This window comes from Paraciimarium castrense LEGE 11436 (assembly GCF_056633055.1).
On record NZ_JBSJOW010000006.1, the window covers coordinates 48,755 to 63,083 of the forward strand.

A 14,329-nucleotide genomic window follows, 5' to 3' on the forward strand; every position below is an offset into this window, starting at 1 on the left:
AATCAGGGCCTGGGCCCCACCTGGCGCTCCTCGCGCACCTGCAGCGGCAGCTCCAGGTGGGAGCGGCCCAGCAGCTGGGGACCCTGCACCGACACGATCCGCGCCTCGATGCCGAAGTCGCGGAAGGCGGTTTCCAGCTCCTGGATCAGGGCCTTCTCGACCTGGGCCTCCGCATCCACCACCTTGCCGATCAGGCGGCTGCCGAGCTTGCCGATCCGTTTGCCGACGACATCGCGGGCATTGGTGACCTCAATCAGCAGCACGGCCCAAGGGCATGGGGCGCAACCTTATCGGCCTTCACCACAAAATCGGTCTGCTCGGCCACAACAAGCGCTCAGCGGCAGAAGGGTTCGATCACGTCTTCCAGATCCCGCAGCTGCCCGGGAGGCACCAGCCGGGCCAGGGGCAGGCGGGTGCTGCCCCCGCCGATCGGCACCTGAACGGCCTCCAGGGCCTGGCGGGCACACACCCCACTGCCGGCGTCGAGCCGGGCCGCGCACTCGATGGCCAGGGTCTGGGCCAGGCCGGCGTCACCCAGGTAGAGGTGCCAGCCGGCCACCTGCAGGTAGAGCCGGTCGGCCAGGGCGAGTTCCAGGTCCTTCAGTTCACTGGCGGAGAGACTCATGCTTCGGGGCCCGGCCGCATGGCGATGACCACCCCAGCGTGCATCAGCAGGCCCGTCAGCCACAGCAGGCTCACCAGGTTGAGGTGGGTCCAGGGGTGACGCAGCTCCTGCACCACCCAGAGGCCGCTGTTGATGGCAGCAAACAGGGCGGCGTGCAGGGTGAGGTTCACGATCCGCTCGAAGTGCCGGAAGGTGGGGTCTTCCGGGTTGGAGGGGCCGTACCAGCGGATGGGCATGGGAGAGCTCTGGGGGATCAGGGGCGGACCGATTGACGGATGGGCCCTCCGTGCGCTGAGAATGGTGCCATGCGCTTGTAGCTCAGCGGATTAGAGCATCTGACTACGGATCAGAGGGTCGGGAGTTCGAATCTCTCCAGGCGCGCTTTCAAACCACCCTGCTCCGGCTCTGCCTGGAGCTGTTTTTTTGGCGCTGTGCTGGGCGGCGGGCGGCCTCGGCTGACGTGTCTTTACGATCGATGCAAGACCAGGAACTGCTCCGATGGCCGATCCCGCGATGGCTGCCTCTGCCACGGCTGCTTGCGCCAGCCATGACCAACCCCTGGCGGCCGCCGATCCCGCCATCGCCGCCCTGATCGGCAAGGAGCTGGAGCGCCAGCAGACCCACCTGGAGCTGATCGCCTCGGAGAACTTCACCTCCCGCGCCGTGATGGAGGCCCAGGGCTCGGTGCTCACCAACAAGTACGCCGAGGGCCTGCCCTCCAAGCGCTACTACGGCGGCTGCGAGCACGTGGACGCCATCGAGGATCTGGCGATCGGGCGGGCCAGGCAGCTGTTCGGAGCAGCCTGGGCCAACGTGCAGCCCCACAGCGGCGCCCAGGCCAACTTCGCGGTGTTCCTGGCCCTGCTGCAGCCCGGCGACACGATCCTGGGCATGGACCTCAGCCACGGCGGCCACCTCACCCATGGCTCGCCGGTGAACGTGAGCGGCAAGTGGTTCAAGGCCGTGCACTACGGCGTGGACCCCGAAACCCAGCAGCTCAACTTCGACAGCGTGCGCCAGCTGGCGCTGCAGCACCGGCCCAGGCTGATCGTGTGCGGCTACTCGGCCTACCCCCGCAGCATCGACTTCCAGGCCTTCCGTGCCATCGCTGATGAGGTGGGCGCCTTCCTGCTCGCGGACATGGCCCACATCGCCGGCCTGGTGGCCGCCGGCGTGCACGCCAATCCCGTGCCCGTGTGCGATGTGGTCACCACCACCACCCACAAGACCCTGCGCGGTCCCCGCGGCGGCCTGATCCTCTGCCGCGATGCCGAGTTCGGCAAGCGCTTTGACAAGGCGGTGTTCCCCGGCAGCCAGGGCGGCCCGCTGGAGCACGTGATCGCCGCCAAGGCGGTGGCCTTCGGCGAAGCCCTGCTGCCTTCCTTCCGGGCCTACAGCGAGCAGGTGGTGCGCAATGCCCAGGCCCTGGCGCAGCGCATCCAGGAGCGGGGCATCGCCGTGGTCAGCGGTGGCACCGACAACCACCTGGTGCTGCTGGACCTGCGCAGCATCGGCATGACCGGCAAGGTCGCCGACCTGCTGGTGAGCGACGTGCACATCACCGCCAACAAGAACACGGTGCCCTTCGATCCCGAGTCCCCCTTTGTCACCAGTGGTCTGCGCCTCGGCACCGCCGCCTGCACCACCCGCGGCTTTGATGCCGAGGCCTTTGCCGAGGTGGCCGACGTGATCGCCGACCGCCTGCTCAACCCCGAGGATGGGGCGATCGAGGAGCGCTGCCGGCAGCGCGTGGCCGGGCTCTGCGAGCGCTTCCCCCTCTACGCCCCCGCCCGCGAACTGCAGCCGGTCTGAGCCACCCACCTGCCCGTAATGTGGCGGCCTACGCCCTGCCCCCAGGCGCCTGCGTCGGCCCGCTGTCGTGACTCTTGCCTACAGCCCCAACGCTGCAGCGCTGCTCACCTTTGCCGTGGCTGCCGTGCTCACCGCCCTGGTGGTGCCGGTGGTGCGGCGGCTCGGCCTGCGCTGGGGGCTGATCGACGCCCCCGATGCCCGCAAGCAGCACACCACGCCGATGGTGCGGCTGGGGGGGATCGGCATCGTGATCGCCTTCAGCCTCGCTCTTGCCCTCACCTGGCAGCTCGGTGGCTTCGCCCAGCTGGAGGCCAGCAAGGATGCCCTGATCTGGACCACCCTCGGCGGCTCGCTCTGTTTCTTCGTGATCGGCCTGGCGGACGATCTGTTCGCCCTGCCGCCGTTGCCGAGGCTGCTGGGCCAGCTGCTGGTGTCGACGGCGGTGTGGCTGGAGGGGGTGAGGATCGGCAGCATCGATCTGCCCTTCGGCTGGATGGGGTCGCCCTCCGCCGTGCTGCAGCTGCCTGACTGGCTGAGCCTGCTGGCCACCCTGGTGTGGCTGGTGGGCATCACCAATGCGATCAACTGGCTCGATGGCCTCGATGGCCTGGCCGCCGGGGTGAGCGGCATCGCTGCAGTGGGTCTGCTCTCGGTGAGCTTCAGCCTCGATCAACCTGCCGCTGGCCTGCTGGCCGCGGCCCTGGCCGGCAGCTGCCTCGGCTTTCTGCGCCACAACTTCAACCCCGCCCGCATCTTCATGGGGGATGGCGGCTCCTACTTCCTGGGCTTTGCCCTGGCCGCGATCAGCATCGTGGGGCCGGCCAAGGGGCTCACCAGCGTCAGCCTGCTGCTGCCGCTGCTGATCCTGTCGCTGCCGGTGGCCGACATGTCAGCGGTGATCATGGGCCGCCTCCGGGAAGGCCATTCGCCCTTCTATCCCGATCGCCGCCACCTGCACCACCGCCTGCTGCGCACGGGCCTGAGCCACCGCCGCACGGTGCTGCTGATCTACGCCTTCACCCAGTGGCTGGCCTCCCTGGCCCTGGTGCTGGTGAATGCCGAGATGCGCTTCCTCTGGCTCGCCCTGGCCACGGCGGTGCTGATCTGGGTGCTGGTGAGCACCCGCCGCGCCCTGCAGCGCCAGGACAGGCCCGTGGCGCGGCTGCGATGACCTCCGACCTTTCCGGCAGCCCACAGCCTGGCAGCGCCGAGATCCTCTGCGTCGGCACCGAACTGCTGCTCGGCACGATCACCAATGGCAATGCCCGCTGGATCGCAGAACAGCTGGCCGTGCTCGGGGTGCCCCACCTGCGTCAGGAGGTGGTGGGAGACAACCGCGCGCGGCTGATCGCCGCCGTGCAGCAGGCCTCGCGCCGCTGCCGCCTGCTGATCACCACCGGCGGCCTTGGGCCCACCCCCGACGACCTCACCACTGAGGCCATCGCCGCGGCCTTCGCCACTCCCCTGCAGGAGCGGCCGGAGGTCTGGGCCGACATCACCGCGAAGGCCCGCAGCCGCGGCCGGGAGCTCTCGCCCAGCCTGCGCCGCCAGGCCCTGCTGCCGCAGGGTGCGGTGGTGCTCCCCAACCCCACCGGCACAGCGGCTGGAATGATCTGGAGCCCCCTGCCCGGCTTCACGTTGCTCACCTTTCCCGGGGTGCCGAGTGAAATGAAGGCGATGTGGCGGGCCACGGCGGCCCCCTGGCTACGGCAGGCGGGCCTCTCCCAGGGGGTGTTCGCCAGCCGCTTGCTGCGCTTCTGGGGCGTGGCCGAATCAGCCCTCGCCGAGCAGGTGGGCGACCTGCTGGCGGGCAGCAACCCCACCGTGGCCCCCTACGCCGGCGCCGGCGAGGTGAAGCTGCGGATCACGGCCCGGGCAGCTTCGCCAGAGCAGGCCTCCACCCTGCTGGCGCCCGTGGAGGCGGAGATCCGCCGGCGCGCCGCCGAGGCCTGCTTCGGCGCCGACGACGACAGCCTGGCCTCGGTGGTGCTGGCGGCCCTGCAGCAACGCGGCGAGAGCCTTGCCGTGGCGGAGAGCTGCACGGGGGGCGGCATCGGCGCCGCCCTGGCGGCGATCCCCGGTGCCTCCGCGGTGTTCCTCGGCGGGGTGATCGCCTACGCCAACGCGGTGAAGCAGGGGGTGCTGGGGGTGCCGGAGGAGTTGCTTGAGCGCCACGGGGCGGTGAGTGATCCGGTGGCGGCGGCGATGGCGGAGGGGGCCTGCAGGCTCACCGGAGCCCACTGGGGCGTGGCCGTGAGTGGGATTGCCGGTCCGGGGGGCGGTAGCGCTGACAAGCCCGTGGGGCTGGTGCACATCGCCGTGGCGGGCCCCGATGGCACCCACAGCGCTGCGGTGCGCTTTGGCAGCAGCCGTGGCCGCGCCTGGATCCAGACCCTCACCACCGGAGAGGCGCTCGATCGGTTAAGGCGGCGTTTGTCTGCCGGCTGAGCGGTCTGCCTGCCTGCAGGGGGCGATCCGGCTGCCAGCGCCTGGATGAAGGCTTCGTCGAGCGGGATTACAAGTTCAGGTGATCACCGATACCATCAGCAAGCTAAGAACCGGTTAAGGCCTGTTCTCCCTGCGACTGCCGCATGCTCCATCTCGACGCCTCCACCTATGTGGGCAGGGGTCTGCACCGCGAATGCCACCGCCATCCAGAGGATCCGAGCCTCTGCGTCAAGGTGGACATCGGCGGCGACCCCCACGACAGCCGTCGGGAGCAGCGCTTCTACCGCCACCTGCAGCGGCGCGGCATCAGCTGGGATGCGGTGCCGCGCTGGAACGGCACGGTGCCCACCAACCTGGGAGAGGGGTCCTGTTTCGAACTCATCCAGGACACGCCGGGCGTGGTGGCGCACACGCTGCAGCATTACCTCGAGTCCAATGAGGCCTCAGGTCTTCACTGCCGTGGCCTGCGCGATGGGCTTCTGGCCCTGAGGCGCACCATGCTGAGCGACGGCATCGTGACCCTGGCCCTGCGCCCCAAGAATGTGGTGTGCCAGCGCCTGGGCCCCCAGGCGTTCCGGCTCTACATCGTGGACAGCATCGGCAATACCGACTTCATCCCGATCGCCAACCACAGCCGCTGGTTCGCCCGCCAGAAAGTGGCCCGCAAATGGGAGCGCTTCGAGCAGAGCCTGTTGCTGCGCTACCCCCAGAATCGGTTCCTGGCACAACTTCTGGGCCGGCTGCCGCTCAGCAGGGTGGCTCCAGATGCGCTCCGGGATGCGGCGCTCGCTGCCCAGAGGGTCGCCCCCTGAAAGCCGTCATGGCGAACTGTTTGGCGGCCGTGGCCCCTAGATGGCATCGTGGAGCGTTTGGTGGACCGATGCGGGTTTCGCTGCTGGTGGCTGCCGCGCTGCTGACTGCGGCGCAGGGCCAGGCCCTGGCGGCGGCCACGGACTGGCAGCGCTACCGCGACTTCTACCTCGGCGAAGGACGCCCGCAGCTGCTGCGCTTCTGTGACATCTGGCGCGACGCCAATGCCCAGGGGCACTCGCTCTGGGAGCCGGGGCTGGTGCGTCAGCTCAACGCTCCCCTGGCCCGGGATGGCTTCACGGAGGCCCAGATCGATGCCCTCACCGCCGGCCAGGTGGTGGCCATGAGCCAGGTGTGCACCGGCATCCGCTGAACAGGGAACCCGCGCAAGGCCGGGCCCGAGCCCCTGGCAGGGGAAAGCCATTGACTACCGTGTTCGATTGCGCCTCAAGAGGGATCCGGTGAGCGCCGCCACGCTGTACGACAAGGTCTGGGACCTGCATCGGGTGGCCGAACTGCCCGGGGGGGCCACCCAGCTCTTCATCGGTCTGCACCTGATCCACGAGGTGACCAGCCCCCAGGCTTTCGCCGCCCTCCAGGACTTGGGCCTGGGCGTGCGTCACCCTGAGCGCACCGTGGCCACAGTGGATCACATCGTGCCCACCACGTCCCAGGCGCGGCCCTTTGCCGATCCCCTCGCTGAGGCGATGCTCGCCACCCTGGAGCGCAACTGCGCCCAGCACGGCATCACCCTGCATGGCCTGGGCAGCGGCCGCCAGGGCATCGTGCACGTGATCGCCCCCGAGCTGGGCCTCACCCAGCCGGGCATGACCGTCGCCTGCGGCGACTCCCACACCTCCACCCACGGCGCCTTCGGTGCCATTGCCTTCGGCATCGGCACCAGCCAGGTGCGCGATGTGCTGGCCAGCCAGAGCCTGGCGATGGGCAAGCTCAAGGTGCGCCGCATCTGGGTGGACGGCTGTCTGCAGCCGGGCGTCTACGCCAAGGATCTGGTGCTGCACATCATCCGCAGCCTGGGTGTGAAGGGCGGTGTGGGCCATGCCTATGAATTCGCCGGTCCGGCCATTGCCGCCCTCTCAATGGAGGAGCGCATGACCCTCTGCAACATGGCGATCGAGGGCGGCGCACGCTGCGGCTACGTCAATCCCGACACCACCACCTTTGCCTACCTCAAGGGCCGTCCCTATGCGCCCGAGGGAGAGGCCTGGGAGCGGGCTGTGGCCTGGTGGAGCAGCCTGGCCAGCGGTCCGGAGGCGGTGTTTGATGACGAGGTGCGCTTCGATGCCGCCGCCATCGCCCCCACCGTGACCTGGGGCATCACGCCGGGCCAGGGCATCGGTGTGGACGAGGCGATTCCCACCCTGGAGCAGACCCCCGCCGATGAGCGGCCCCTCGCCGAGGAGGCCTACCGCTACATGGATCTGCTGCCCGGTGCCCCGATCGCCGGCACCCCGGTGGATGTGTGCTTCATCGGCAGCTGCACCAACGGCCGGCTCAGCGATCTGCAGGCGGCGGCCGCCGTGGCCCGCGGCCGCCGGGTCGCCCCCGGCCTCAAGGCCTTCGTGGTGCCGGGCTCCGAGCAGGTGGCGGCCGCCGCCGAAGCTGAGGGTCTTGACGCGCTGTTCACGGCCGCCGGCTTCGAATGGCGCGAGCCGGGCTGTTCGATGTGCCTGGCGATGAACCCCGACCGGCTCGAAGGCCGTCAGATCAGCGCCAGCTCCAGCAACCGCAACTTCAAGGGCCGCCAGGGCTCGGCCTCGGGCCGCACCCTGCTGATGAGCCCGGCCATGGTGGCCGCCGCCGCCGTCACCGGCCGGGTGTGCGACGTGCGGCAGCTGCTGGCCGCCGCGCCGGCCACCCCCGTGCCCGCCGCCTGAATCCCCCCTCATCACCGTGACCAGCGCCATGACCACTGCCCCCTTCCCCAGCGGTCCGATCAGCCAGGTGGCCGGCACCGCCGTGGTGCTGCGCGGCGATGACATCGACACCGACCGGATCATCCCGGCCCGCTTTCTCAAGTGCGTCACCTTCGAGGGTCTCGGTGAGCAGGTCTTCGCCGACGACCGGGCCGAACTGCGGGGGGCCCATCCCCTGGACCGGCCCGAGCACCGCGGCGCCAGGCTGCTGCTGGTGAACCGCAACTTCGGCTGTGGCTCCAGCCGCGAGCATGCCCCCCAGGCCCTGATGCGCTGGGGCATCCGCGCCCTGGTGGGCGAGAGCTTCGCCGAGATCTTCCATGGCAACTGCCTCGCCCTGGGCCTTCCCTGCCTCACCGCACCCCATGGGCTGATGCTGGCCATCCAGGAGGCTGCCGTCGCCGCCCCCGCCACCCTCTTCAGCCTGGATGTGGCGGAGGCCACGCTGCGGGCTCCAGGCCAGAGCTGGTCCCTGGAGCTGGACGCCGGCCCCCGCCAGATGCTCAGCACCGGCCAGTGGGATGCCACCGGCCAGCTGCTCTCCCACCACGAGGCGCTCAGCCGCACCCTGGCGGCCCTGCCCTATGCCAACGGCTTCAGCCGCCGCGGTGCTGGGGGCGAGGCACGAACGGGGTCCCACTGCCGTTGAAGTCGAAGTCGTTGAGGCGGATGCGAATGCCGCCGATGCCGTCATAAGGGCTGTAGAAGATGCCCACCTCGTAAGCCCGCTGCTGCAGCTTCAGCTCCACGTAGGAGTAGCTCACATCGCCGTTGAAGCGGGAGCGGCTGTCGATGTTGATCGTGGCGCCGGCCTCCAGCACCAGGGGGCCGTAGATCTGCTGGGCGGCGTTGAAGCTCACTGTGCGCAGGTCCACGGCCCGATCGAAGCCGAAGGGACTGCCGCCATCGAGCAGGGTGCCTGCCAGGGAGGCGGAGAAGCGGGTGTAGTCGAGCACAGGCCGTTCGAAACGCCCGATGGTGAACGACGGGCCCGCCGCCAGGGTGAGGGTGTTCTGCTGGGCCCCGTCCTGGTAGAAGGCCGTGCTGCCGTTGATGCCGAAATCCAGGCCGAGGCCGGGAATCACCGGGATCGGCGCGTAGCGCAACTGGGCCATGGTGTCGGGGTTGGCGCCATCGCGGTTTTCCCACAACCGCAGGGAGCCGTTCACGCCCCCCCGCAACACGCTGCGCCACTGGGTGTCGAGGTTGTCAGTGTCGAACAGGGCCGCCTGGTAATTGCCGCTGAGGGCCCGCCAGTTGAGGCGCAGCGGGGTGAAATAGGGGGTGCCCTGAGGGGGCTCGTCATCGGCTCGGCTGCCGGTCAGCTGAGCCTCGCCCTGGAGCTCGGCCCCGTAGGAGTACACCAGGGTCTGCAGTCCCAGGCTGCCGTTGTAGATGCGCTCCCGGTAACTGCCGAACAGCGCCCCCTGGGAGCTGCTGTGGCCCGGCAGGGCCAGAGGGGTGCTCAGCTGGGCGTTGCTGCGGGTGCCGGCGCGGAAGTTATCGGGATTGAAGGTGGAGAGGCTGGCATCCCCGAGCAGGCGGAAGCGCCCCACGGGCACATCCAGCAGGGCGGCCAGGCCGAAGAGGTCACCGAAGCGGGCTTGCTGCACCACGTCAGGCCCGGCCAGGGAGGTGCCGGGGCGCACATAGCTCTCGGTGCGATCTTCGATGGCGCGCTGGATCATCAGCTGGGGCTGCAGCCGCAGCACCCCTTCCCGACCCAGCCGCAGCGGCGGCAGGTTGTAGCCGAGGTAGACGCCGTCCCGGTCCCGACGGTCGGAATCCAGGCTGAAGGCGCTCTGCTGCTGGCCGATCTGGGCATCGCGCAGGCCTCGCACCGAGAAGCGATCCCCCAGCAGGATGCGGCTGTCGCGACTGCTGATGCTGGTCACCCCGTCAGGGCGGATCCGGGCCTCCACCCCCCGCGCATAGATCCAGGCCTTGGCGGGGGTGAAGGGGTCGTTGGTGAAGGCCACCGCATCGGCGAACCAGCCCTTGCGCTGGATGCGGATGCTGGTGGCCTGGAAGCGCAGGCGCGTCAGCGGGCCTTCCTTCGGGGGCCGGGGCCGGTAGCTGCCGAATCCCCCGGGGGCGTCACTCTGCTGCTCGATCAGGGGGGCCAGGTCGAGCTTGATCGTGGTGTCCTGGCTCTGGCGGTAGCGCACGCCGCTCACCCGCTGGTCGATCGGAGTGCTGGGCTCTGCTGGGCCGCTGCTGCCGTTCCGCTGTTCGGCCTGCTTGCCGGCCTCCTTCTCGCCCGCCTCCTGGTCGCCCGTGCCCACGCTCTCGCCGGGGGCGCGGGGCTCCATGGCCACGTCGTTGAGGATCTGCCCAAGGGAGCTGTTGCGAGGGCTCCCATCCCCTCCGGGGCAGCCCACCGGTGCGGGCATGGTGGGCTGCGAGCGGCGCCCCGGGGGCAGCAGCTCCAGCAGCGGACGCGCCTGCGGATCGGCGGTCAGCTCCGGACAGGCAAAGCTGTCGTCAAGGGCTACGGCGGGCTCGCTGGGGGCTGGCGCTGGGGCGGCGTCGCTGGCTTCGGCCTGCTCTGGTTCGGGGAGCCCCTGAAGCCCCACGCCCATCGGCCGCAAGGCCCCGAAGTCGCGGGCGAGGGTCTCCTGATCCACCACCCCGTAGACGTCGGTGATGGTGCCGGAGCCCTCCCAGTCGTTGTAGCGGAGGCTGCCGGCCTGCAGCATCTGGTCGCCACGGATCAGCCGCAACTGGCCGGTGGCGAGCACACTGCGCCGTCCGTCGCGCAGCTCGATGCGGTCGGCCAGCAGCCGCCAGCCGTCAAAGCGGGCCTCCACGTTGCCGCTCACCGTCAGGGTGCCCGAAGCGCGGTCGTAGCTCTGCCGATCCGAGCGGACCACCAGCAGGCGTCGCTCAGCGGCTTGCTGGCCGGCGTCGGCCGGGGCCTCCGCGCTGGCTGGGGGCAGAACGTCGGCGGCCTTCTCCGCTTCGCTCGGGTCACGCGGTGAGTCGATCGGGGTTGGGGCGGCGGCCCCCACGGCAGGGGCCAGAGCACTCAGCACCGCCAGGGCCGCCAGCCAGGTCCCGCGCCGCTGGCGCAGACGCCCTGGGTGGGGCCTCATGCTCATCAGGATGATGGCTGGCAGACGACGGGCATCAGGGCCGGGGGGACGGGGCATCGGCAGGACCCACAGTGCTGGCTCATGAGCGGAGCAGGGCCTGTCGGGGGACGGGCATTCAACTGATCGCCCGCTGACGGGCCGTCCGTTTGCCGAGCAGGCCCCATGCGCTGCTCAACCCTCTGGGGGTTGGAGGCCCGACGCAACCCGTCGCTCCCCAGACACAACCTTCAGAGACCTCGATCCGCGGCCTCCATGTTCCGGCTCAGATCCGTAGCCCAGAGGGTTCGCCCAGCCCTGGCTCCATCCGCTGAGCGCAGCGCTGAGGCTGGAGGTCACTCTTCGAGGTCTTTGCGGCTTGGGGTGCGGCTGGGGTCGCTGGCCAGGAAGCCGAAGACGAAAACGCCGATGAAAAAGAAGACGACCGAATAAACCGAGATCTTGAGAGCGAGCATGGTTCGGTCTTGTGCGGAGCGGGCAGGTAACAGGGAGTGACGGCCACCTCTGAGGACTGGGTCGACCCTCTGGCAGCGGCACCATCCTATGGGACCTGGCCTGCCATCCAACGATGCTCAGGGCCAGGACCGCAGGCCTGAAGCCTCACAAGCCTCACTTTGAAACGAATCAGTCCCATTCCCGCTCCGCTCAACCTGCAGGCCCTCTGGCACGGTCCGCGGCCAGGCGGTGGCGTCGGCCCCGCCCTGGAGCATCCCTGGGGAGCGAGGCACCGGCCGGACTGGCAGGCCCGAGGTCTGGTGATCTGGCCCCGGGGAGGTCACTGGACCTGCCTCACCCTGCAGCTGTCCTGCCCCGGGACGTGGCAGGCGGCCCAGGCGGAGACTGCCGGCCTGCGGGCCCGGCTGGCCCTGCGCTGGTGGGCCGATCAGGCCGAGCTCTGGGTCGATGGCGCCCGGATGCACTGCGGCGACCTCTTTGATACTTCCTGCCGCTGGCCCCTGCCCCAGCGCTGGTGGCGGGGGGAGGCGCTGCGGCTGGAGCTGCGGCTGCGCAGCCCCCTGCACGACGACGGTGCCCTGATCCACAGCAGCATCGAACTCGAACCCCTGGATCTGGAGGATCCCCTCGGGGTGCTGCAGCCGACCCGCCAGGCCCTGCTGGCCCTGCGTCAGCAGGCCGGCCAGCCCGAGGCGCTGCCCCCTGGGGCGGGGCTGCACGTGCTGGGCCACGCCCATCTCGATCTGGCCTGGCTGTGGCCGGTGGCCGACACCTGGCGGGCGGCCGAACGCACCTTCAGCTCCGCCCTGGATCTGATCGATCGCTTCCCCGACCTGCACTTCGCCCACTCCACCCCGGCGCTCTACGCCTGGCTGGAGCGCCAGCGCCCTGCCCTGCTGCGGCGCCTCCAGGCGGCCGTGCGCGCCGGCCGCTTTGAGCCGATCAACGGCCCCTGGGTGGAAACCGACTGCGTGCTGATCAGCACCGCCTCGCTGCTGCGCCAGTTCCAGGAGGGCCAGCACGACAGCCGCCGCCGCTTCCCGGGCCTGAGCCATCAGCTGGCCTGGCTGCCCGACAGTTTCGGCTTCGGGGCGGGTCTGCCGGCCGTGGCCGCGGCCACCGATGTGCGCTGGTTCTGCACCCACAAACTGTTCTGGAACGCCACCAACCCCTTCCCGCACCGGCTGTTTCGCTGGCGCAGCCGCTGCGGCAGCGAGCTGCTGGCGCTGATGAGCGCGCCGATCGGCACCGATGGGGATCCCCTCGCCATGGAGCGGCACCGGCTGGAGTGGCAGGGGGCCACCGGGTTGCCCCAGGCCCTCTGGCTGCCGGGGGTCGGCGACCACGGCGGCGGTCCCACCGCCGAGATGCTGGAGCAGCTGGAGCTGTGGCGGCACCAGCCCGAGGCGGCTCCCCAGACCCACGGCAGCCTGCGGTCCTTCCTGGCGGGCCTTGAGCCCCTGCGCCCCCAGCTGCCGGTGTGGCGCGATGAGCTCTATCTCGAGCTGCACCGGGGCTGCGCCACCACCCGGCCCGACCAGAAACGCCACAACCGCACCCTGGAGCGGCTGCTGCGGGAAGCCGGGCTGGCCGCCGTGCTGGCGGGGGGGCGCCAGCAGCCCGACTGGCAGCCCCTGCTGTTTCAGCAGTTCCACGACATCCTGCCGGGCACGGCGATCCCGGAGGTGTTCGAGCAGGCTGAGCCCGTCTGGAGAGCCGCCCGCCGCCAGGCCCGGGCCAGCCGCGATCGCCACCTCCAGCAGTGGCTGGGCCTCACCCCTGCCGGGCCTCCGGACACTGACCAGGGCGGCCCTGAGCGGTGGTGGGCCGTGCAGCTGCAGCCGCTGGCGGCGCGGCGCCGGGTGCGGCGCCTGCCGGCCGGCTGCTGGAGTGCTGCCGGCGCCCTGTTGCCCCAGCAGGGCGCTGCCGCCGGGGGGCACTGGGTGCAGCTCCCCGCCCTGGCCGGGGTGGTGGCCCAGCCCCTGGAGCGCCATGGGGCCGTGGCTGCCGCCCAGCCGCCGGAGTCGCAGTCATCAGTGGTGGAGCAGCCGGTCTGGACCGCCGGCCAGCGGGCCGGCAACGGCCTGATCGCCGTGGAGCTCGGCCCGCAGGGCGTGGAGCAGCTCTGGGACCAGGCCGGCCGCAGCCTGCTGGCCGAGCCCCTGGGCTGGTGCCGCTACGCCGACCGCGGCCAGTTCTGGGATGCCTGGGACCTGGCCCCCGACCACGCTGACCACCCCCTCCCCTGGATCTGGCAGGGGGCACCGGTGTGGCGTGAGCGGGGGCCGCTGTGCGCCAGCTTTGTGTGGCGGGGGCGTCTCGGCCGCAGTCGGGTGCGGCTGGAGGGACGGCTGCTCGCCGCCACCCCCTGGCTCGAGCTGACGTTGAGCTTCGACTGGCACCAGCGCCATGAGCTGCTGCGGCTGGAGCTGCCCCTGGCGGAGCCCGCCCAGCGCTGGGCGGCCGACACCTCCGGTGGGGTGCTGGAGCGTCCGGCTGTGGCCGTGACCGCCCGCGAGCAGGCCCGCTGGGAAGTGGCCACGATCAGCTGGCTGGCCTCCGCGGGCCGGGATGGTGGCCTGGCGGTGCTGCTGGACGGGCCCCAGGGGGTGTCCTGTGATGCCGGGCGGCTCGGGGTGTCGCTGCTGCGGGCTCCCACCTGGCCCGACCCCGGCGCCGACAACGGCCGCCGCCGCCAGCGGCTGGCCCTGATGGCTGCGGCTCCCACCTGGGCTCATGCGGCCATCCCAGACCATGCCCAGTGCTTCCGCGAGCCGCTGTGGCTGGGGCGCGCCGGGGCAGCGGGGCAGGGGGGGGCGGCCCCCCTGGAGGGTTTGCCCCCCCTGGCCGAGGGGCTGGCCCTGGTGGGGCTCTGGCCCAGTCGTCAGTCGGGCGACGGGGAGGCGGCCCAGGCGGTGATCGCCGTGGCCAACCAGTCGGCCTGTCGCCGCCGGCTCGAACTCGGCCACGGCTGGAGCGTGCGGGAGAGGGTCAATGGACTCGAGGAGACCGTTGCAGGAGTGTGGGAGCGCGAGCTTCAGCCCTGGCAGCTGGGGTTCTGGCGCCTGGACCGCAACGGCTGAGACCGGGTCCATCGCTCTGCATGCGGCCGAACCGGCTGTGCCTGACAAATCCCGACGAAGCCCCTG

13 protein-coding genes and 1 tRNA gene are annotated in these 14,329 nt (G+C 70.8%); 9 read left to right on the forward strand and 5 right to left on the reverse strand.

Annotated features, from left to right (window positions below; genetic code table 11):
• Positions 1-2 precede the first annotated feature (2 nt).
• The 3 genes from ACWJIO_RS10055 to ACWJIO_RS10065 form a co-directional block, all read right to left on the reverse strand.
• On the reverse strand, positions 3-263 hold the full coding sequence (locus ACWJIO_RS10055) for a cytochrome-c oxidase (protein ID WP_186697394.1): 261 nt from the start codon (positions 261-263) through the stop codon (positions 3-5).
• 71 nt (positions 264-334) lie between these two features.
• Positions 335-625: a DUF3181 family protein gene (locus tag ACWJIO_RS10060; RefSeq protein ID WP_186697393.1), complete on the reverse strand. Its 291-nt coding sequence runs from the start codon at positions 623-625 to the stop codon at positions 335-337.
• A complete protein-coding gene (locus ACWJIO_RS10065) occupies positions 622-861 on the reverse strand; it encodes a hypothetical protein (RefSeq protein WP_480313227.1) in 240 nt (79 codons plus the stop codon). Before ACWJIO_RS10065 ends, ACWJIO_RS10060 begins: the two co-directional genes overlap by 4 nt.
• A gap of 71 nt (positions 862-932) precedes the next feature.
• Between ACWJIO_RS10065 and ACWJIO_RS10070 the strand changes: the two genes are divergently transcribed.
• The 8 genes from ACWJIO_RS10070 (at position 933) to ACWJIO_RS10105 (ending at position 8,281) form a co-directional block, all read left to right on the forward strand.
• Positions 933-1,006, forward strand: a tRNA-Arg gene (locus ACWJIO_RS10070).
• A 117-nt stretch (positions 1,007-1,123) separates the two neighbouring features.
• On the forward strand, positions 1,124-2,437 hold the full coding sequence (gene glyA / locus ACWJIO_RS10075) for a serine hydroxymethyltransferase (protein WP_480313228.1): 1,314 nt from the start codon (positions 1,124-1,126) through the stop codon (positions 2,435-2,437).
• 67 nt (positions 2,438-2,504) lie between these two features.
• Positions 2,505-3,608 carry a glycosyltransferase family 4 protein gene (locus tag ACWJIO_RS10080; protein WP_480313229.1) on the forward strand — a complete coding sequence of 368 codons (1,104 nt, stop codon included), beginning with the start codon at positions 2,505-2,507 and terminating at the stop codon, positions 3,606-3,608.
• The gene (locus tag ACWJIO_RS10085) at positions 3,605-4,885 is read left to right on the forward strand and encodes a competence/damage-inducible protein A (protein WP_480313230.1); all 1,281 of its coding nucleotides are present in this window, start codon (positions 3,605-3,607) and stop codon (positions 4,883-4,885) included. Before ACWJIO_RS10080 ends, ACWJIO_RS10085 begins: the two co-directional genes overlap by 4 nt.
• A 143-nt stretch (positions 4,886-5,028) precedes the next feature.
• Complete coding sequence (locus ACWJIO_RS10090) at positions 5,029-5,697, forward strand: YrbL family protein (protein WP_480313231.1); 669 nt, start codon at positions 5,029-5,031, stop codon at positions 5,695-5,697.
• A 68-nt stretch (positions 5,698-5,765) separates the two neighbouring features.
• Entirely contained in the window at positions 5,766-6,068 is a 303-nt protein-coding gene (locus tag ACWJIO_RS10095; protein WP_480313232.1) for a hypothetical protein, read from the forward strand.
• Positions 6,069-6,156: 88 nt separating this feature from the next.
• Entirely contained in the window at positions 6,157-7,593 is a 1,437-nt protein-coding gene (gene leuC / locus ACWJIO_RS10100) for a 3-isopropylmalate dehydratase large subunit (RefSeq protein ID WP_480313233.1), read from the forward strand.
• A gap of 28 nt (positions 7,594-7,621) precedes the next feature.
• Positions 7,622-8,281: a 3-isopropylmalate dehydratase small subunit gene (locus tag ACWJIO_RS10105; protein ID WP_480313234.1), complete on the forward strand. Its 660-nt coding sequence runs from the start codon at positions 7,622-7,624 to the stop codon at positions 8,279-8,281.
• Here the strand turns inward: ACWJIO_RS10105 and ACWJIO_RS10110 are convergent.
• Positions 8,229-10,727, reverse strand: a complete 2,499-nt coding sequence (locus ACWJIO_RS10110) for a DUF3769 domain-containing protein (RefSeq protein WP_480313235.1) — start codon at positions 10,725-10,727, stop codon at positions 8,229-8,231. The genes ACWJIO_RS10105 and ACWJIO_RS10110 overlap by 53 nt on opposite strands.
• Positions 10,728-11,059: 332 nt before the next feature.
• Complete coding sequence (locus ACWJIO_RS10115; protein ID WP_186697384.1) at positions 11,060-11,179, reverse strand: photosystem II reaction center protein I; 120 nt, start codon at positions 11,177-11,179, stop codon at positions 11,060-11,062.
• A gap of 159 nt (positions 11,180-11,338) precedes the next feature.
• Here ACWJIO_RS10115 and ACWJIO_RS10120 point away from each other — a divergent pair, with 159 nt between their 5' ends.
• Positions 11,339-14,263 (forward strand): alpha-mannosidase, encoded by a 2,925-nt coding sequence (locus ACWJIO_RS10120; protein WP_480313236.1) that lies wholly within the window; start codon positions 11,339-11,341, stop codon positions 14,261-14,263.
• The last annotated feature ends 66 nt before the right edge of the window (positions 14,264-14,329 follow it).

Coding starts and splice junctions, on each gene's coding strand:
- ACWJIO_RS10110 (WP_480313235.1), bottom strand. CDS start 10,727: ATGAGGCCCCACCCAGGGCGTCTGCGCCAGCGGCGCGGGACCTGGCTG.
- ACWJIO_RS10095 (WP_480313232.1), top strand. CDS start 5,766: ATGCGGGTTTCGCTGCTGGTGGCTGCCGCGCTGCTGACTGCGGCGCAG.
- ACWJIO_RS10090 (WP_480313231.1), top strand. CDS start 5,029: ATGCTCCATCTCGACGCCTCCACCTATGTGGGCAGGGGTCTGCACCGC.
- ACWJIO_RS10065 (WP_480313227.1), bottom strand. CDS start 861: ATGCCCATCCGCTGGTACGGCCCCTCCAACCCGGAAGACCCCACCTTC.
- ACWJIO_RS10105 (WP_480313234.1), top strand. CDS start 7,622: ATGACCACTGCCCCCTTCCCCAGCGGTCCGATCAGCCAGGTGGCCGGC.
- ACWJIO_RS10115 (WP_186697384.1), bottom strand. CDS start 11,179: ATGCTCGCTCTCAAGATCTCGGTTTATTCGGTCGTCTTCTTTTTCATC.
- glyA (WP_480313228.1), top strand. CDS start 1,124: ATGGCCGATCCCGCGATGGCTGCCTCTGCCACGGCTGCTTGCGCCAGC.
- ACWJIO_RS10060 (WP_186697393.1), bottom strand. CDS start 625: ATGAGTCTCTCCGCCAGTGAACTGAAGGACCTGGAACTCGCCCTGGCC.
- ACWJIO_RS10085 (WP_480313230.1), top strand. CDS start 3,605: ATGACCTCCGACCTTTCCGGCAGCCCACAGCCTGGCAGCGCCGAGATC.